Genomic DNA, 17,644 nt, shown 5'->3' with positions numbered 1-17,644 from the left:
GAAGTCATGCAACGACTCAAGCGTGCCTGCGAGCGCCTGGAGGAGGGCCTCATCGCCCTGCTGCTGGCGGCCATGGCCCTGGTGACCTTCTTCTACGTAGTGGTGACCAACGTCTTCACCCTGTTCTACGACCTGGGCGACGCCTGGCCGGCGCTCAGCGGCCCGAGCTACGCCGTGGGCGACGCCATCCTCGGCCTGGCCCAGGACATGAGCTGGAGCAACGCGCTGACCAAGGCGCTGTTCGCCGCCCTGATCTTCCTCGGCTTGGCCTATGGCGTGCGCACGGCCGGGCACATCGGCGTCGATGTACTGGTGCGCCTGGCGTCGCGCCCCGTGCAGCGCTGGCTCGGCCTGCTCGCCTGCCTGTGCTGCCTGGCCTACGCCGGCCTGCTCGCGGTGGGCAGCTTCGACTGGGTGAACACCTTGCGCGGCGCCGGCATCGGCGCCGAGGACCTGGCCCACTTCGGCGTGCGCCAGTGGCACATAGCGCTGGTCGTGCCCCTGGGCTTCGCCCTGGTGTTCGTCCGCTTCCTCCAGGTGCTGGTGCGCATCCTGCGCGGACGGCAGACCGGGCTCGGCCTGGCCGATGAGGCCGCCGAGGCGCTGAAGCTGCAGGACGCCGAGGAGGTGCGGCCATGACGGTGCTGGTTCTGTTCATCCTGCTGTTCGCGCTGATGTTCATCGGCGTGCCCATCGCCATCTCCCTGGGCCTGGCCGGCTCGCTCACCCTCATGCTGTTCAGCCAGGATTCGGTGCGCTCGCTGGCCATCAAGCTGTTCGAGACCAGCGAGCACTACACCCTGCTGGCCATCCCGTTCTTCCTGCTCTCCGGCGCCTTCATGACCACCGGCGGCGTGGCGCGGCGGCTGATCGCCCTGGCCAACGCCTGCGTCGGGCACATCCGCGGCGGCCTGGCCATAGGCGCGGTGCTGGCCTGCATGCTGTTCGCCTCGCTGTCCGGCTCGAGCCCGGCCACGGTCGCCGCGGTGGGCTCCATCGCCATCGCCGGCATGGTCCGCGCCGGCTACCCGCAGGCCTTCGGCGCCGGCATCCTGTGCAACGCCGGCACCCTGGGCATCCTCATCCCGCCGTCGATCGTCATGGTGGTCTACGCCGCGGCCACCGAGCAGTCGGTGGGCACGCTGTTCATGGCCGGGGTGATCCCCGGCGTGCTGCTGGGCCTGGTGCTGATGCTGGCGATCTACGTGGTGGCGCGGGTGCGCCGCCTGCCGGCGCTGCCGAGGGCCAGCCTGGCGCAGTTGCTGGGCGCCGTGCGCGAGGCGGTGTGGGGGCTGCTGTTGCTGGTGATCATCCTCGGTGGCATCTACGGCGGCCTGTTCACCCCCACCGAGGCGGCTGCCGTGGCCGCGGTCTACTCCGCCTGGGTGGCCCTGTGCGTGCACAAGGACCTGGCCTGGCGCGAGGTGCCGCGGGTATTGCTGGAGTCGGGCAAGCTGTCGGTGATGCTGATGTTCATCATCGCCAACGCCATGCTCTTCGCCCATGTGCTGACCACCGAGCAGATTCCCCAGCAGGTCACCGCCTGGATGGTCGACCTGGGCCTGCGCCCCTGGCAGTTCCTGCTGCTGGTGAACGTCCTGCTGCTGGTCGCCGGGGCCTTCATGGAACCGTCGGCGGTGATCCTGATCCTGGCGCCGATCCTCTTCCCCATCGCCATGGAGCTGGGCATCGACCCCATCCACCTGGGCATCATCATGGTGGTGAACATGGAGATCGGCCTGGTCACCCCGCCGGTGGGGCTCAACCTGTTCGTCACCTCGGCGGTCACCGGCATGCCGCTGGGTGCCACGGTGCGCGCGGCCCTGCCGTGGCTGAGCGTGCTGCTGGTGTTCCTGCTGCTGATCACCTACGTACCCCTGATCTCCCTCGGACTGCCTCGTCTATTGGGACTGTGACGCATTGCCGCAGGCCCCGTCAGCCGGGCTGATGGGGCCGATCACTACGACTAAGGATTGGTAAGACCATGGTCGTATGGTCCCTGCGCACCCCGGCCGTTACAACTTGGTCCCAACAAGAACAACACTCCGAACCGAGGTAATGCGTCATGAGTGCGGCATCCGTGTATCCCGTGCGTCCCGAAGTGGCCGCCAATACCCTGACCGACGAAGCCAGCTACAAGAAGCTGTACCAGCAGTCGGTGGTCAACCCCGACGGCTTCTGGCGCGAGCAGGCCCAGCGGGTGGAGTGGATCAAGCCCTTCACCAAGGTCAAGCAGACGTCCTTCGACGACCATCACGTGGACATCAAGTGGTTCGCCGATGGCACGCTCAACGTTTCCTACAACTGCCTGGACCGGCACCTCGCCGAGCGCGGCGACCAGGTGGCGATCATCTGGGAAGGCGACGACCCGTCCGAGCACCAGGAAATCACCTACCGCCAGTTGCACGAGCAGGTCTGCAAGTTCGCCAACGCCCTGCGCGGCCAGGACGTGCACCGCGGCGACGTGGTGACCATCTACATGCCGATGATCCCGGAAGCCGTGGTGGCCATGCTCGCCTGCACCCGCATCGGCGCCATCCACTCCGTGGTGTTCGGCGGCTTCTCCCCCGAAGCCCTGGCCGGGCGCATCATCGACTGCCGCTCGAAGATCGTGATCACCGCCGACGAAGGCGTGCGCGGCGGCAAGAAGACCCCGCTCAAGTCCAACGTCGACGACGCCCTGACCAACCCGGAAACCAACAGCGTGCAGAAGATCATCGTCTGCAAGCGCACCGGTTCGGACATCAAGTGGAACGCGCACCGCGACGTCTGGTACGAAGACCTGATGAAGGTCGCCGGCACCACCTGCGCGCCGAAGGAAATGGGCGCCGAGGACCCGCTGTTCATCCTCTACACCTCCGGCTCCACCGGTAAGCCCAAGGGCGTGCTGCACACCACCGGCGGCTACCTGGTGTACGCCTCGCTGACCCATGAGCGGGTGTTCGACTACCGTCCCGGCGAGGTCTTCTGGTGCACCGCCGACATCGGCTGGGTCACCGGCCACAGCTACGTGGTCTACGGTCCGCTGGCCAACGGCGCGACCACCGTGCTGTTCGAAGGCGTGCCGAACTACCCGGACATCAGCCGCGTCGCCAGGATCGTCGACAAGCACAAGGTCAACATCCTCTACACCGCGCCCACCGCCATCCGCGCCATGATGGCCGAGGGCAAGGCCGCGGTCGAAGGCGCCGACGGCTCCAGCCTGCGCCTGCTGGGCTCGGTGGGCGAACCGATCAACCCGGAAGCCTGGCAGTGGTACTACGAGACCGTCGGCCAGTCGCGCTGCCCGATCGTCGATACCTGGTGGCAGACCGAGACCGGCGCCTGCCTGATGACCCCGCTGCCGGGCGCCCACGCGCTGAAGCCGGGCTCCGCCGCCAAGCCGTTCTTCGGCGTGGTGCCGGCCCTGGTGGACAACCTGGGCAACATCATCGAGGGCGCGGCCGAGGGCAACCTGGTGATCCTCGACTCCTGGCCGGGCCAGGCGCGCACCCTGTACGGCGACCACGACCGTTACGTCGACACCTACTTCAAGACCTTCAAGGGCATGTACTTCACCGGCGACGGTGCCCGCCGCGACGAGGACGGCTACTACTGGATCACCGGCCGCGTCGACGACGTGCTCAACGTCTCCGGCCACCGCATGGGCACCGCCGAGATCGAGAGCGCCATGGTCGCCCACCCGAAAGTGGCCGAGGCCGCGGTGGTCGGCGTGCCGCACGACATCAAGGGGCAGGGCATCTACGTCTACGTCACCCTGAACGCCGGCGAGGAAGCCAACGAGCAACTGCGCCAGGAACTCAAGGCCTGGGTGCGCAAGGAGATCGGCCCGATCGCCACCCCGGACGTCATCCAGTGGGCCCCGGGCCTGCCGAAGACCCGCTCGGGCAAGATCATGCGCCGCATCCTGCGCAAGATCGCCACCGCCGAGTACGACGCCCTGGGCGACATCTCCACCCTGGCCGACCCGGGCGTGGTGCAGCACCTGGTGGACACCCACCGGGCGATGAAAGCTGCCTGATCCGCCTCCGCAACGAAAAACGCCCCGGCTTGCCGGGGCGTTTTTCTTTCTTCCACTGTAGGACAGACCGCGCCAGGATGCTCTTCGTAGGAGCGAGCTCGCTCGCGAATGGGCCCCGCAGCGGAGTGTGTTCGCGAGCAAGCTCGCTCCTACGAGAAGCCATGCTCGCCTGCAACGTAGGAGCGGATCTCATCCGCGATAGCCGGCTGTCCCGGCGCGATTCGCGGATGAGATCCGCTCCTACGCCACCCTGCCCACGCCATTCCCATGTAGGAGCGCGCCCTGCGCGCGAATCGCGGGCAGGGCCCGCTCCTACAGGTTGATGCCCGACGCCGAACGGCATGCGGTAACACCGCCCCGCCCCGCTGCGACAAAATGAGGCGCCTGGAAACATTTCGCACGCTTTCTGTGCGCCTTTTCTGAACTCCAGAAAACCGCCCACAGGCTGGAGGCCCCGTATTCATTGAGGCGTACATCCGTTGGCCCGATATCTGCAATGAAAATTGGTTTTACTCTTCCCGCCTTGATCACCTAAAATCCGCCCCGTCAAGACGTCGGAGCCCGCTCTCCGGTGCTTCTATAATTAGTTGTCGCATTGAAGAAATAACCGCCCAGGGGCTGTCGCTAGAATGCCGCTCACCCTGGATGGCGTGGTTTTCCACGAGAAACCCGCCACGGCAATGCGCGCAGACGACAAGAACCTTCACTTCTGCACGGGCAGCCTGGGCCAACCCCTTTCTCCTGCCAATCGAAGTCCTACCCTCGAAGGAGTTACTGATGAAGAAGTTCGCACTTCTCGGCGCGCTGGCGCTCTCCGCTATCACCGCTATGGCCCACGCCGACGACAAGCCCGTGCGTATCGGCATCGAAGCGGCCTACCCGCCGTTCTCCTTCAAGACCCCCGATGGCCAGCTGGCCGGCTTCGACGTCGACATCGGCAACGCCCTGTGCGAAGAGATGAAGGTCAAGTGCACCTGGGTCGAGCAGGAATTCGACGGCCTGATCCCGGCGCTGAAAGTGCGCAAGATCGACGCCATCCTCTCGTCGATGACCATCACCGACGAGCGCAAGAAGTCCGTGGACTTCACCAACAAGTACTACAACACCCCGGCCCGCTACGTGATGAAGGAAGGCTCGGCGCTGAACGATCCGCTGACCGACCTCAAGGGCAAGAAGGTCGGCGTGCTGCGCGGCAGCACCGCGGACCGCTACGCTTCCGGCGAGCTGACCCCGGCCGGCGTGGAAGTGGTGCGCTACAACTCCCAGCAGGAAGCCAACATGGACCTGGTGGCCGGCCGCGTGAACGCGGTGGTCGCCGACTCGGTCAACCTCGACGACGGCTTCCTCAAGACCGACGCCGGCAAGGGCTTCGCCTTCGTCGGCCCGCAACTGACCGACGAGAAGTACTTCGGCGAAGGCGTGGGCATCGCCGTGCGCAAGGGCGATAGCGCCCTGGCCGGCAAGTTCAACGCGGCCATCGCCGCGCTGCGCACCAACGGCAAGTACAAGCAGGTCCAGGACAAGTACTTCAAGTTCGACGTCTACGGCTCGAACTGACCCCTGACCGGAAAGTGGCGCAAACCCGGGCCGAGGCCCGGGGACCGTTGCCGTTTCGGCGCGAGTCGCGTTGCTGTGACAAATGACGCCAGGCTAGGCGCGGGATGCAGGCAATGGTGTTCCCTTGCCAAATCCCGCAACGACGCATGGCGTCATTTGCCGCGCAACCCGAAGGGACGGGCTATTTTTTGTGCGGGGGCCTCGCTCGCTGTTCATCTGGGATGACCGAGCCGTGACGCGTGCACCTTGCCCCGCGCAAAAAATTGTTCCGGCGCGGCCGTGACGAAACGGTAACGGTCCCTGCTGTTTGTGCCACTTTTTTATTGGGCGGCGGACGCTGGGCGACCGCGGCCGGTTTTCCCGGGCTCCGTGGCCCGTCGTTCTGCGTTCGCCGCTGCGGCGAGCGGTTGCATGAGGTGCTGACCATGTTCAACGGTTACGCGGCCACCATCGTCGATGGTGCCTGGCTGACCCTCCAGCTCGCCCTGTTGTCGATGGCCCTGGCGGCGGTGCTCGGCCTGGTCGGCGCGGCCTTCCGCCTGTCGCCGGTCAGGTGGCTGGCCTGGTGCGGCGACGCCTACTCCACGGTGATCCGCGGCGTACCCGACCTGGTGCTGATCCTGCTGATCTTCTACGGCGGCCAGGACCTGGTGAACCGCGTCGCGCCGCTGCTGGGCCACGACGACTACATCGACCTCAACCCCTTCGTCGTCGGCGTCGGCACCCTCGGCTTCATCTTCGGCGCCTACCTCTCGGAAACCTTCCGCGGCGCCTTCATGGCCATCCCCAAGGGCCAGGCCGAGGCCGGTTTCGCCTACGGCATGAGCCACCTGCAGGTGTTCTTCCGCGTGCAGGTGCCGCAGATGATCCGCCTGGCCATCCCCGGCTTCACCAACAACTGGCTGGTGCTGGTCAAGGCCACCGCGCTGATCTCGGTGGTCAGCCTGCAGGACATGATGTTCAAGGCCAAGCAGGCCGCGGACGCTACCCGCGAGCCGTTCACCTGGTACCTGTTCGTCGCCGCCCTCTACCTGGTGGTGACCAGCGTCTCGCTGCTGTTGCTGCGCCTGCTCGAGCGCCGCTACTCGGTGGGCGTCAAGGTCGCGGATTTGTAAGGGGAGCCACGCGATGATCTTCGACTACACCGTCATCTGGGAAAACCTGCCGCTGTACTTCGGCGGCCTGCTGGTGACCCTCAAGCTGCTGCTGATCTCCCTGGCCGTGGGCCTGCTGCTGGCCGTGCCGCTGGCGCTGATGCGGGTGTCCAAGCGCCCGGCGGTGAACCTGCCGGCCTGGCTGTACACCTACGTGATCCGCGGCACGCCCATGCTGGTGCAGCTGTTCCTGATCTACTACGGCCTGGCCCAGTTCGAGGCGGTGCGCAACAGCGTCTTCTGGCCCTGGCTGTCCAATGCCAGCTTCTGCGCCTGCCTGGCCTTCGCCATCAACACCAGCGCCTACACCGCGGAAATCCTCGCCGGCAGCCTCAAGGCCACGCCCCATGGCGAGATCGAGGCGGCCAAGGCCATGGGCATGTCGCGCCTGAAGATGTACCGCCGCATCCTCCTGCCCTCGGCGCTGCGCCGCGCGCTGCCGCAGTACAGTAACGAGGTGATCATGATGCTGCAGACCACCAGCCTGGCCTCCATCGTCACCCTGGTGGACATCACTGGCGCCGCGCGCACCGTGAACTCGCAGTACTACCTGCCGTTCGAGGCCTTCATCACCGCCGGGGTCTTCTACCTGATCCTGACGCTGATCCTGGTGCGCCTGTTCAAGGCCGCCGAACGCCGCTGGCTGGCCTACCTGGCGCCGCGCAAGCACTGAGCCGGAGGAGGGGAGCATGCAACGCATCGATCACCTGTTGCCCTGCGCCAGCCTCGGCAGCGAACGTCGCCTGAGCGTGTTCCGCTACGGCGCCGGCCCGCGCAAGGCCTACATCCAGGCCAGCCTGCACGCCGACGAGCTGCCGGGCATGCGCACCGCCTGGGAGCTGAAGCTGCGCCTGGCCGCGCTGGAGGCCGAAGGCCGCCTGCGGGGCACGGTCGAGTTGGTGCCGGTGGCCAACCCCATCGGCCTCGGCCAGTGGCTGCAGGCCAGCCACCTCGGGCGTTTCGAGGCGAACAGCGGGCAGAACTTCAACCGTGGCTTCGTCGACCTGGCATCCCTGGTCGAGCCGCGCGTCGCCGGCCAGCTGGGCGCCGATGCCGAGGCCAACGTGCAACTGATCCGCCAGCACATGCGAGAAGTCCTCGACGCGCTGGCGCCGGCCACCTCCGAGCTGCAAGCCATGCAGCGCCTGCTGCTGCGCCATGCCTGCGACGCCGACGTGGTGCTCGACCTGCACTGCGACTTCGAGGCCTGCATCCACCTCTACGCCATCCCGCAGCACTGGCCGCAGTGGCGTTCCCTGGCCGCGCGGCTGAAGGCGGGCGTGGCGCTGCTGGCCGAGGACTCCGGCGGCAACTCCTTCGACGAATCCTGCTCGCTGCCCTGGCTGCGCCTGGCCCGTGCTTATCCACAGGCCGCCGTGCCTGCGGCATGCATGGCCACCACGGTCGAGCTGGGCAGCATGGGCGATACCCGCGTCGAGCAGGCGCGTGACAACGCCGAGGCGATCCTGGCCTTCCTCGCCGAACAGGGGCTGATCGCCGGCGAATGGCCGCAAGCGCCGGCCGAATGCTGCGAAGGCATGCCCTTCGAGGGCACCGAATACCTCGCCGCGCCCCACGCCGGGGTGGTCAGCTTCCTGCGACGCGCCGGCGAGTGGGTGGAGAAGGGCGAGGCGCTGTTCGAAGTGGTGGACCCGTTGAACGACAAGGTCAGCACCGTGTACGCCGGGACCGCCGGCGTGCTCTTCGCCCTCGAGCGGGGGCGCTACGCGCTGGCGGGACACTGGATGGCCAAGGTGGCCGGGCGCGAGCCGTTCCGTACGGGCCGGCTGATCAACGACTGAATTCGAGTAACCGACATGTACAAACTGGAAATCCAAGACCTGCACAAGCGCTACGGCACCCACGAAGTGCTCAAGGGCGTTTCCCTGGCGGCGAAAGCGGGCGACGTGATCAGCATCATCGGCTCCTCCGGCTCGGGCAAGAGCACCTTCCTGCGCTGCATCAACCTGCTGGAGCAGCCCCACGCCGGCAAGATCCTGCTCAACGGCGAGGAGCTGAAGCTGGTGCCGAACAAGGACGGCGCGCTCAAGGCCGCCGACACCCGCCAGCTGCAGCGCATGCGCTCGCGCCTGTCGATGGTGTTCCAGCACTTCAACCTGTGGTCGCACATGAGCGCCCTGGACAACGTCATCGAGGCGCCCGTGCACGTGCTCGGCGTGTCGAAGAAGGAAGCCCTGGAGAAGGCCGAGCACTACCTGGCCAAGGTCGGCGTGGCGCACCGCAAGGATGCCTACCCGGCGCACATGAGCGGCGGCGAGCAGCAGCGCGTGGCCATCGCCCGCGCCCTGGCCATGGAGCCGGAGGTGATGCTGTTCGACGAGCCGACCTCGGCGCTGGACCCGGAGCTGGTCGGCGAGGTGCTCAAGGTCATGCAGGACCTGGCCCAGGAAGGCCGCACCATGGTGGTGGTGACCCACGAGATGGGCTTCGCCCGCGAGGTCTCCAACCAACTGGTGTTCCTGCACAAGGGCCTGGTGGAAGAGCGCGGTTGCCCGAAGGAAGTTCTGGCAAATCCTCAATCGGACCGCCTCAAGCAGTTCCTTTCCGGCAGCTTGAAGTAAGCTGTCCCCCGACGACGTCGACAGAAGCCTCCGCATGACTGCCCAACGCATCGGTTTCCTGCTCTGGCCCCAGACCCGCGCGCTGACCCTGGCGCTCGCCGAGGAGGCCCTGCGGGTCGCCCGGCGCCTGCACCCCGAAGCGCTCTACGACCCGGTGTTCATGAACGCCGAGCAACCCGCCGAGGGCGAGGGCTGGCGCCTGCCGGGGCAGGCCTGGCTGGGCGTGCTGGAGCAGTGCCAGCGCGTCTTCCTGGTCGCCGACGAGGCACCGCAGCAGGTCTCCGCGCCGCTGGCCGCCGCGCTCAAGCAGCTGGCCCGCGGCGGCGCCAGCGTCGGCGCGCTGTCCGCCGGCATCTACCCGCTGGCCCAGCTCGGCCTGCTCGACGGCTACCGCGCCGCGGTGCACTGGCGCTGGCACGACGACTTCACCGAGCGCTACCCCAAGGTCATCGCCACCAACCACCTGTTCGAGTGGGACCGCGACCGCCTCAGCGCCTGCGGCGGCATGGCCGTGCTCGACCTGCTGCTGGCGGTGCTGTCCCGCGACCACGGCGCGGAACTGGCCGGCGCGGTATCCGAGGAACTGGTGGTCGAGCGCATCCGCGAAGGCAGCGAGCGCCAGCGCATCCCGCTGAAGAACCGCCTCGGTTCCAGCCATCCGAAGCTCACCCAGGCGGTGCTGCTGATGGAAGCGAACATCGAAGAGCCGCTGACCACCGACGAGATCGCCCAGCACGTCTGCGTGTCGCGCCGCCAGCTGGAGCGCATCTTCAAACAGTACCTGACCCGCGTGCCCAGCCAGTACTACCTGGAACTGCGCCTGAACCGAGCGCGGCAGATGCTGATGCAGACCAGCAAGTCGATCATCCAGATCGGGCTGTCCTGCGGGTTTTCCAGTGGGCCGCACTTCTCCAGTGCTTACCGTAATTTCTTTGGCGTTACCCCTCGTGAGGACCGGAACCAGCGTCGTGGGCAGGGGGCTGCCGATGGTGCGCTGGGGCCGGGGGAGCGGGGGTGAGCTGAGTGGGGGAGGCTCCCGGTTACGCTGATGTTGGGCGTGGCCGCGTTCCCTCTCCCTAGCCCTTGGCTGCGCGCCCCGCCCTGAAGGGAGAGGGGGCCGTTGGGCAGATGCTGATGTTTCGGCGTTAGCCGGCTAGCACAGAAATTACCGGCTGAAACCATGCCTCCTCTCGGCACGGACAAGCCCCCTCTCCCTTCAGGGAGAGGGTTGGGGAGAGGGGCGGAGCCGAGCCCAGGCACCGTAGCCACCGGGGAACCCCCTTCGCGAGCAAGCTCGCTCCTACAAGAGCAAGCGCGGTGCTGCGTGGGCTTTTCGTAGGAGCGAGCTTGCTCGCGAACAATCGGGATTTCCCGGCAACGCCGAGCGTCCCGGAGAGGAAGGGCCAGGCGTCCTCTCTCCCCCACGAAAACCCCACCCAACCTTCCCCCGTCCGACCATCGAACAAATTCCCCCGCGCCTTGTACCCGCAGGCCCGCCCTGGCTTTACACTGCGCCTTACCGACGCTTTCTGTCGCATTTCCGAAAGCCTCGGAAATCCACGGGTTGGCGCTATAAGAAGTTGTCGCTTGGCGGCAATGCCAACCGGTCTTTCGTCCCTACAATCCTTCCATCGATAGCCGCCTCACCAGGCAGGAGAACACCGATGTCCGCTCCGCACGCTCAGGTACAACGCTCCGACTTCGACCAGCTGATGGTCCCCAACTACTCCCCGGCCGCTTTCATTCCGGTGCGTGGGCAGGGTTCGCGAGTCTGGGACCAGAGCGGCCGCGAGCTGGTGGACTTCGCCGGTGGCATCGCCGTGAACTCCCTGGGCCACTGCCACCCGGCGCTGGTGGGCGCGCTGGCCGAGCAGGCCAACAGGATCTGGCACGTATCCAACGTGTTCACCAACGAGCCGGCCCTGCGCCTGGCGCAGAAGCTGATCGACGCCACCTTCGCCGAGCGGGTGTTCTTCGCCAACTCCGGCGCCGAGGCCAACGAGGCCGCGCTCAAGCTGGCGCGCCGTTACGCCCACGACGTCTATGGCCCGCAGAAGTACGAGATCATCTCGATGGTCAACAGCTTCCACGGCCGCACCCTGTTCACCGTCAACGTCGGCGGCCAGGCCAAGTACTCCGACGGCTTCGGGCCGAAGGTCGAAGGCATCACCCACATCCCGTTCAACGACCTGGACGCGCTCAAGGCGGCCATCTCGGACAAGACCTGCGCGGTCATCATCGAGCCGGTGCAGGGCGAGAGCGGCGTGCTGCCGGCCGACAAGGCCTACCTGGAAGGCGTACGCAAGCTGTGCGACGACAACGGCGCGCTGCTGATCTTCGACGAAGTGCAGAGCGGTTTCGGCCGTACCGGCTACCTTTACGCCTACCAGCACTACGGCGTGGTCCCGGACATCCTCTCCAGCGCCAAGAGCCTGGGCGGCGGTTTCCCCATCGGCGCCATGCTGACCACCGCGAAGATCGCCGAACACCTGGTCGTCGGCACCCACGGCACCACCTACGGCGGCAACCCGCTGGCCTGCGCGGTGTCCGGCGCGGCCTTCGATGTGATCAATTCGCCTGAAGTGCTTGAAGGCGTGCGCGCCAAACACGAGCGCTTCAAGGCGCGCCTGGAGAAGCTCGGCCAGGAATACGGCATCTTCACCCAGGTCCGCGGCCTCGGCCTGCTGATCGGCGCGGTGCTGGCCGATGCCTGGAAGGGCAAGGCCAAGGACGTGTTCAACGCCGCCGAGCGCGAAGGCCTGATGATCCTGCAGGCCGGCCCGGACGTGGTGCGCTTCGCGCCCAGCCTGGTGATCGACGACGCCGACATCGACGAAGGCCTGGATCGCCTGGAACGCGCGGTGGCCAAGCTCACCCGCGGCTGATCCGCAGTACGGCGCCGGGCATCCCGCCGGCGCCGGTTCGACGCGGCCGGCTTGCCCGGCCGTTTTTCGCAGGCCCCGAATGCGTTGGCGCAGGCTGTGCCGTGCCCGCGACGCGACGGGGAAGTTCATATGGTTTTGTCTGGTTAGAGGAGTGACGCCATGCTGGTGATGCGCCCCGCCCAAGTGGCCGACCTGCAGCAGGTGCAGCGTCTCGCCGCGGACAGCCCGGTCGGCGTCACGTCGCTGCCGGACGACGCGGAACGGCTGAAGGAAAAGATCCTGGCCTCGGAGGCCTCGTTCGCCGCCGAAGTCAGCTACAACGGCGAGGAAAGCTACTTCTTCGTCCTCGAGGACACGCAGACCGGGCAACTGGTCGGCTGCTCGGCCATAGTCGCCTCGGCCGGCTTCTCCGAGCCCTTCTACAGTTTCCGCAACGAGACCTTCGTGCACGCCTCGCGCGAGTTGAAGATCCACAACAAGATCCACGTCCTCTCGCTGTGCCACGACCTCACCGGCAACAGCCTGCTGACCAGCTTCTACGTGCAGCGCGAGCTGGTGAACACGTCCATCGCCGAACTCAACTCCCGCGGCCGCCTGCTGTTCATGGCCAGCCACCCGGAGCGCTTCGCCGACGCCGTGGTCACCGAGATCGTCGGCTACAGCGACGACCAGGGCGAATCGCCGTTCTGGAACGCCGTGGGGCGCAACTTCTTCGACCTCAACTACAGCGAGGCCGAGAAGCTCTCGGGCCTGAAGAGCCGCACCTTCCTCGCCGAGCTGATGCCGCACTACCCGATCTACGTGCCGCTGCTGCCGGACGAGGCCCAGGAAGCCATGGGCCAGGTGCACCCGCGGGCGCAGATCACCTTCGACATCCTGATGCGCGAAGGCTTCGAGACCGACAACTACATCGACATCTTCGATGGCGGCCCGACCCTGCATGCGCGCACCTCGGGCATCCGCTCCATCGCCCAGAGCCGCCTGGTGCCGGTGCGCATCGGCGAGGTGCCCAAGGCCACGCGCAGCTACCTGGTCACCAACGGCCTGCTGCAGGACTACCGCGCCGTGGTCGCCGAACTGGACTGGGTGCCCGGCAAGCCGGTGACCCTCAGCGCCGAAACCGCCGAGGCCCTGGGCATCGGCGAAGGCGCCAGCGTGCGTCTGGTAGCGGTATGAGTCAGGGGCTGCAGGCTGCCAGCGGCAGGCTGCGGGCCCAAACGGAAGCTTTCGCCTGTGGCCTGCAGCCTGCGGCCTGAAGCCGAAACGGAGTGAATATGATCGTTCGTCCTGTCACCAGCGCCGACCTGCCGGCCCTCATCGAACTGGCGCGCAGCACCGGCACCGGGCTGACCACGCTGCCGGCCAACGAACAGCGCCTGGCGCACCGCGTCGGCTGGGCCGAGAAGGCCTTCCGCGGCGAAGCCGAGCGCGCCGACGCCGACTACCTGTTCGTCCTCGAGGACGATGCCGGCAAGGTCGTCGGCATCTGCGCCGTGGCCGGCGCCGTCGGCCTGCGCGAGCCCTGGTACAACTACCGCGTCGGCCTCACCGTCAGCGCCTCCCAGGAACTGGGCATCCACCGCGAGATCCCCACGCTGTTCCTGGCCAACGACCTCACCGGGCAGTCCGAGCTGTGCTCGCTGTTCCTGCATGCCGACCACCGCACGGGCCTCAACGGCCGCCTGCTGTCCAAGGCGCGCTTCCTGTTCATCGCCGAGTTCCGCGAGCTGTTCGGCGACAAGGTGATCGCCGAGATGCGCGGCATGTCCGACGCCGACGGCCGCTCGCCGTTCTGGGAAAGCCTGGGCCGGCACTTCTTCAAGATGGAGTTCAGCCAGGCGGACTACCTGACCGGTGTCGGCAACAAGGCCTTCATCGCCGAACTGATGCCGAAGTTCCCGCTATACACCTGCTTCCTCTCGGAAGAGGCGCGCAACGTGATCGGCCGCGTGCACTCGGACACCGAGCCGGCGCTGGCCATGCTCAAGGCCGAGGGCTTCAGCTACCAGGGCTACGTCGACATCTTCGACGCAGGCCCGGCCATCGAGGCGCCGACCGAGAAGATCCGCGCCATCGCCGACAGCCAGGCGCTGGTGCTGGCCATCGGCACGCCGGGCGATGACGCCGAGCCCTACCTGATCCACAACCGCAAGCGCGAGGAATGCCGCATCGCCGCGGCCCCGGCGCGGGTCGCCGCCGGCTCCCTGGTGGTCGACGCGCAGACCGCCAAGCGCCTGCGCCTGTCCGCCGGCGCCTCGGTGCGCGCGGTGCCGCTGTCCGCCGGAAAACGCTGATCCCGCGCGGATCGGAGGAGAACAAGAGATGACTACCCACTACATCGCCGGCCAGTGGCAGGCGGGCGAGGGCGCTACCCTGGAATCCCTCGACCCGGTCAGCCAGGCCGTGGTCTGGAGCGGCCGCGCCGCCAGTGCTGCACAGGTCGATGCCGCCGTGGCCGCCGCCCGCGCCGCCTTCCCGGCCTGGGCGCGGCGCCCGCTGGAGGAACGCATCGTCGTGCTGGAAGCCTTCGCCGCCACCCTCAAGGCGCGCAGCGACGAACTGGCCCGGGCGATCGGCGAGGAAACCGGCAAGCCGCTGTGGGAAGCCGGCACCGAAGTCACCAGCATGGTCAACAAGGTGGCCATCTCGGTCCAGGCCTACCGCGAGCGCACCGGCATCAAGAGCGGCCCGCTGGCCGACGCCAGCGCCGTGCTGCGCCACAAGCCGCACGGGGTGGTCGCGGTGTTCGGCCCCTACAACTTCCCCGGCCACCTGCCCAACGGCCACATAGTGCCGGCGCTGCTGGCCGGCAACTGTGTGATCTTCAAGCCCAGCGAACTGACGCCCAAGGTCGCCGAGCTGACCGTTCGCGCCTGGATCGACGCCGGCCTGCCGGCGGGCGTGCTCAACCTGGTGCAGGGCGCCCGCGACACCGGCGTGGCCCTGGCTGCGCACACGGACATCGACGGCCTGTTCTTCACCGGCTCCAGCCGCACCGGCAATCTGCTGCACAGCCAGTTCGGCGGCCAGCCGCAGAAGATCCTGGCGCTGGAGATGGGCGGCAACAACCCGCTGATCGTCGATGAAGTGAAAGACGTCGACGCCGCGGTCTACACCATCATTCAGTCCGCCTTCATCTCCGCCGGCCAGCGCTGCACCTGCGCGCGGCGCCTGCTGGTGCCGGCGGGCGAGTGGGGCGACGCCCTGCTGGCGCGCCTGGTGGCGGTGACCGCGAGCATCAAGGTCGGCCGCTTCGACGAACAGCCGGCGCCCTTCATGGGCTCGGTGATTTCCCTGGCCGCCGCCGAGCACCTGCTCAAGGCCCAGGAGCACCTGCTGGCCAACGGCGCCGTGGCCCTGCTGGCCATGTCCCAGCCGCTGGAAGGCGCGGCCCTGCTGACCCCCGGCATCCTCGACGTGACCGGCGTGGCGCAGCGCCCGGACGAAGAATTCTTCGGCCCGCTGCTGCAGGTCATCCGTTATGGCGATTTCGACGAAGCAGTGCGCGAAGCCAACGCCACCCAGTACGGCCTGGCCGCCGGCCTGCTGTCCGATTCCCGCGAGCGCTTCGAGGGCTTCCTGCTCGACAGCCGCGCCGGCATCGTCAACTGGAACAAGCAACTGACCGGCGCCGCCAGCAGCGCGCCCTTCGGCGGTATCGGCGCCTCCGGCAACCACCGCCCGAGCGCCTACTACGCCGCCGACTACTGCGCCTATCCGGTGGCCTCGCTGGAAAGCGAAAGCCTTGCCCTGCCTGCAACCCTGACTCCGGGAGTGAGCCTGTGATGACCGCCTATGAAATGAACTTCGACGGTCTTGTCGGCCCGACGCACAACTACGGCGGCCTGTCCTACGGCAACGTCGCCTCGCAGAGCAACAGCCAGGTGGCGTCCAACCCGAAGGAAGCCGCCAAGCAGGGCCTGGCGAAGATGAAGGCGCTGATGGAAATGGGCTTCAAGCAGGGCGTGCTCGCCCCGCAGGAACGCCCGGCCGTGGCCTCGCTGCGAGCCCTCGGCTTCAGCGGCAGCGACGCCGAGGTGATCGCCAAGGCGGCGAAGGAAGCCATGCCGCTGCTCGCCGCGGTCAGCTCGGCCTCCTGCATGTGGACGGCCAATGCCGCCACCGTCAGCCCCAGCGCCGATACCGCCGATGGCCGCGTGCACTTCACCGCGGCCAATCTGAACTGCAAGTTCCACCGCTCCATCGAGCACCCGGTCACCAGCCGCATCCTCGGCGCCATGTTCCGCGACGAGAAACACTTCGCCCACCACGCGGCGCTGCCGGCGGTGGCGCAGTTCGGCGACGAAGGCGCGGCCAACCACACGCGCTTCTGCAAGGGCTACGGCGAGGCCGGCGTGGAGTTCTTCGTGTTCGGCCGCAGCGCCTTCGACAGCCGCTTCCCGGCGCCGCAGCGCTACCCGGCGCGGCAGACCCTGGAAGCCTGCCAGGCGGTGGCCCGCCTGCACGGCCTGGGCGAGGAGGGCGTGGTCTACGCCCAGCAGAACCCGGCGGTGATCGACCAGGGCGTGTTCCACAACGACGTGATTTCCGTGGGCAACGGCGAGGTGCTGTTCTACCACCAGGACGCCTTCCTCGACACCGACAAGGTACTGGCCGAGCTGGACGCCAAGCTGGGCCGCCGCGGCGGCCGCTTCCAGCCGGTCTGCGTGCCGGGCGACCAGGTGAGCGTGGAAGACGCGGTCAGGTCCTACCTGTTCAACAGCCAGCTGCTCAGCCGCGCCGACGGCAGCATGCTGCTGATCGTCCCGGAAGAGTGCCGGCAGAACGAGCGCGTGTGGAACTACCTGTCGCGCCTGACCGCCGGGGGCGGGCCGATCCGCGAAGTGAAGGTCTTCGACCTCAAGCAGAGCATGCAGAACGGCGGCGGCCCGGCCTGCCTGCGCCTGCGCGTGGCGCTCAACGAAGCCGAGCTGGCCGCGGTGAACCCCGGCGTGGTCATGACCCCGGCGCTGTACGACACCCTGGTGGCCTGGGTCGACAAGCACTACCGCGACCGCCTGTCCGAAGCCGACCTGGCCGACCCGCAGCTGCTGGTGGAGTGCCGGACGGCATTGGATGAACTGAGCCGGATCCTTAAACTGGGCTCCGTCTATCCCTTCCAGATGAGTTGAACATCATGACCACCGAAAGCCTTCCGCTGATCCTCGAAGACGCCACCGGCGCCCGTCGCGAGACCCACAGCGCCCGCCTGGCCATCCGCCTGGAGGGCCGCGACCTGTGGCTGGAGGCCGACGGCAAGGGCGGCCTGCTGATCTACGCCGAGTCCTTCGAGGAGGACACCGAGGTGCCGCTGCTGGTGGTCCGCCCGCAGGCGGTCAACCAGCTCAGCCTGAGCCTGGAGCTGGAGGCCGCCGAAGTCCACGAACATGGTCCAGACTGTGGATGTGACCATCACTGATCGCAGGGGCCGCCGCCCGCAGGTGC

General features: G+C 67.5%; 15 protein-coding genes. All 15 read left to right on the top strand.

Translation table 11 applies throughout. From position 1 onward, the window contains the following. Positions 1 to 6: 6 nt before the first annotated feature. The 15 genes from BM060_RS00835 (at position 7) to BM060_RS00765 (ending at position 17,618) form a co-directional block, all read left to right on the top strand. Positions 7 to 639, top strand: coding sequence for a TRAP transporter small permease (locus BM060_RS00835; protein ID WP_074976420.1), 633 nt, complete (start codon positions 7 to 9; stop codon positions 637 to 639). Next, positions 636 to 1,916 (top strand): C4-dicarboxylate TRAP transporter large permease protein DctM, encoded by a 1,281-nt coding sequence (gene dctM / locus BM060_RS00830; RefSeq protein ID WP_074976418.1) that lies wholly within the window; start codon positions 636 to 638, stop codon positions 1,914 to 1,916. The genes BM060_RS00835 and dctM overlap by 4 nt, the downstream gene beginning before the upstream one ends. Positions 1,917 to 2,065: 149 nt before the next feature. Continuing rightward, complete coding sequence (gene acs, locus BM060_RS00825) at positions 2,066 to 4,021, top strand: acetate--CoA ligase (protein WP_074976416.1); 1,956 nt, start codon at positions 2,066 to 2,068, stop codon at positions 4,019 to 4,021. 777 nt (positions 4,022 to 4,798) lie between these two features. Then, complete coding sequence (locus BM060_RS00820) at positions 4,799 to 5,578, top strand: ABC transporter substrate-binding protein (RefSeq protein ID WP_074976413.1); 780 nt, start codon at positions 4,799 to 4,801, stop codon at positions 5,576 to 5,578. Positions 5,579 to 6,003: 425 nt separating this feature from the next. Next, complete coding sequence (locus BM060_RS00815) at positions 6,004 to 6,693, top strand: ABC transporter permease (RefSeq protein WP_009620741.1); 690 nt, start codon at positions 6,004 to 6,006, stop codon at positions 6,691 to 6,693. A 13-nt stretch (positions 6,694 to 6,706) separates the two neighbouring features. Next, a complete protein-coding gene (locus tag BM060_RS00810) occupies positions 6,707 to 7,405 on the top strand; it encodes an ABC transporter permease (RefSeq protein WP_043267718.1) in 699 nt (232 codons plus the stop codon). Positions 7,406 to 7,421: 16 nt separating this feature from the next. Beyond that, the gene (locus BM060_RS00805) at positions 7,422 to 8,534 is read left to right on the top strand and encodes a succinylglutamate desuccinylase/aspartoacylase family protein (RefSeq protein ID WP_074976410.1); all 1,113 of its coding nucleotides are present in this window, start codon (positions 7,422 to 7,424) and stop codon (positions 8,532 to 8,534) included. A 15-nt stretch (positions 8,535 to 8,549) separates the two neighbouring features. Beyond that, complete coding sequence (gene aotP / locus BM060_RS00800; RefSeq protein ID WP_009620746.1) at positions 8,550 to 9,314, top strand: arginine/ornithine transport ATP-binding protein AotP; 765 nt, start codon at positions 8,550 to 8,552, stop codon at positions 9,312 to 9,314. A gap of 34 nt (positions 9,315 to 9,348) precedes the next feature. Then, positions 9,349 to 10,332 carry a transcriptional regulator ArgR gene (gene argR / locus BM060_RS00795; protein WP_074976408.1) on the top strand — a complete coding sequence of 328 codons (984 nt, stop codon included), beginning with the start codon at positions 9,349 to 9,351 and terminating at the stop codon, positions 10,330 to 10,332. Between the two features lie 646 nt (positions 10,333 to 10,978). Further along, positions 10,979 to 12,199, top strand: coding sequence for an aspartate aminotransferase family protein (locus BM060_RS00790; RefSeq protein WP_074976406.1), 1,221 nt, complete (start codon positions 10,979 to 10,981; stop codon positions 12,197 to 12,199). Between the two features lie 159 nt (positions 12,200 to 12,358). After that, positions 12,359 to 13,375, top strand: a complete 1,017-nt coding sequence (gene aruF / locus BM060_RS00785) for an arginine/ornithine succinyltransferase subunit alpha (RefSeq protein ID WP_074976404.1) — start codon at positions 12,359 to 12,361, stop codon at positions 13,373 to 13,375. A 98-nt stretch (positions 13,376 to 13,473) separates the two neighbouring features. Continuing rightward, positions 13,474 to 14,493, top strand: a complete 1,020-nt coding sequence (astA, locus tag BM060_RS00780) for an arginine N-succinyltransferase (RefSeq protein ID WP_074976402.1) — start codon at positions 13,474 to 13,476, stop codon at positions 14,491 to 14,493. A 28-nt stretch (positions 14,494 to 14,521) separates the two neighbouring features. Next, a complete protein-coding gene (astD, locus tag BM060_RS00775) occupies positions 14,522 to 15,985 on the top strand; it encodes a succinylglutamate-semialdehyde dehydrogenase (protein ID WP_074976400.1) in 1,464 nt (487 codons plus the stop codon). Further along, positions 15,985 to 17,331 carry an N-succinylarginine dihydrolase gene (astB, locus tag BM060_RS00770; protein WP_074976398.1) on the top strand — a complete coding sequence of 449 codons (1,347 nt, stop codon included), beginning with the start codon at positions 15,985 to 15,987 and terminating at the stop codon, positions 17,329 to 17,331. The genes astD and astB overlap by 1 nt, the downstream gene beginning before the upstream one ends. A 5-nt stretch (positions 17,332 to 17,336) precedes the next feature. Beyond that, positions 17,337 to 17,618: a hypothetical protein gene (locus tag BM060_RS00765; RefSeq protein ID WP_009620763.1), complete on the top strand. Its 282-nt coding sequence runs from the start codon at positions 17,337 to 17,339 to the stop codon at positions 17,616 to 17,618. Positions 17,619 to 17,644: the final 26 nt, after the last annotated feature.

It is taken from the genome of Pseudomonas citronellolis (assembly GCF_900112375.1).
GTDB classification, from domain to species: Bacteria; Pseudomonadota; Gammaproteobacteria; order Pseudomonadales; family Pseudomonadaceae; genus Pseudomonas; species Pseudomonas citronellolis.
The sequence above is the reverse complement of the archived record's forward strand: the minus strand, read 5'-3'. Positions and strand labels throughout refer to the sequence as shown.

Excerpts from the sequence above, each read along its gene's own strand:
- argR (WP_074976408.1), top strand. The coding sequence starts at position 9,349 with ATGACTGCCCAACGCATCGGTTTCCTGCTCTGGCCCCAGACCCGCGCG.
- BM060_RS00790 (WP_074976406.1), top strand. The coding sequence starts at position 10,979 with ATGTCCGCTCCGCACGCTCAGGTACAACGCTCCGACTTCGACCAGCTG.
- BM060_RS00805 (WP_074976410.1), top strand. The coding sequence starts at position 7,422 with ATGCAACGCATCGATCACCTGTTGCCCTGCGCCAGCCTCGGCAGCGAA.
- BM060_RS00810 (WP_043267718.1), top strand. The coding sequence starts at position 6,707 with ATGATCTTCGACTACACCGTCATCTGGGAAAACCTGCCGCTGTACTTC.
- BM060_RS00765 (WP_009620763.1), top strand. The coding sequence starts at position 17,337 with ATGACCACCGAAAGCCTTCCGCTGATCCTCGAAGACGCCACCGGCGCC.
- acs (WP_074976416.1), top strand. The coding sequence starts at position 2,066 with ATGAGTGCGGCATCCGTGTATCCCGTGCGTCCCGAAGTGGCCGCCAAT.
- dctM (WP_074976418.1), top strand. The coding sequence starts at position 636 with ATGACGGTGCTGGTTCTGTTCATCCTGCTGTTCGCGCTGATGTTCATC.
- astA (WP_074976402.1), top strand. The coding sequence starts at position 13,474 with ATGATCGTTCGTCCTGTCACCAGCGCCGACCTGCCGGCCCTCATCGAA.
- BM060_RS00815 (WP_009620741.1), top strand. The coding sequence starts at position 6,004 with ATGTTCAACGGTTACGCGGCCACCATCGTCGATGGTGCCTGGCTGACC.
- BM060_RS00835 (WP_074976420.1), top strand. The coding sequence starts at position 7 with ATGCAACGACTCAAGCGTGCCTGCGAGCGCCTGGAGGAGGGCCTCATC.
- aruF (WP_074976404.1), top strand. The coding sequence starts at position 12,359 with ATGCTGGTGATGCGCCCCGCCCAAGTGGCCGACCTGCAGCAGGTGCAG.
- aotP (WP_009620746.1), top strand. The coding sequence starts at position 8,550 with ATGTACAAACTGGAAATCCAAGACCTGCACAAGCGCTACGGCACCCAC.
- astB (WP_074976398.1), top strand. The coding sequence starts at position 15,985 with ATGACCGCCTATGAAATGAACTTCGACGGTCTTGTCGGCCCGACGCAC.
- astD (WP_074976400.1), top strand. The coding sequence starts at position 14,522 with ATGACTACCCACTACATCGCCGGCCAGTGGCAGGCGGGCGAGGGCGCT.
- BM060_RS00820 (WP_074976413.1), top strand. The coding sequence starts at position 4,799 with ATGAAGAAGTTCGCACTTCTCGGCGCGCTGGCGCTCTCCGCTATCACC.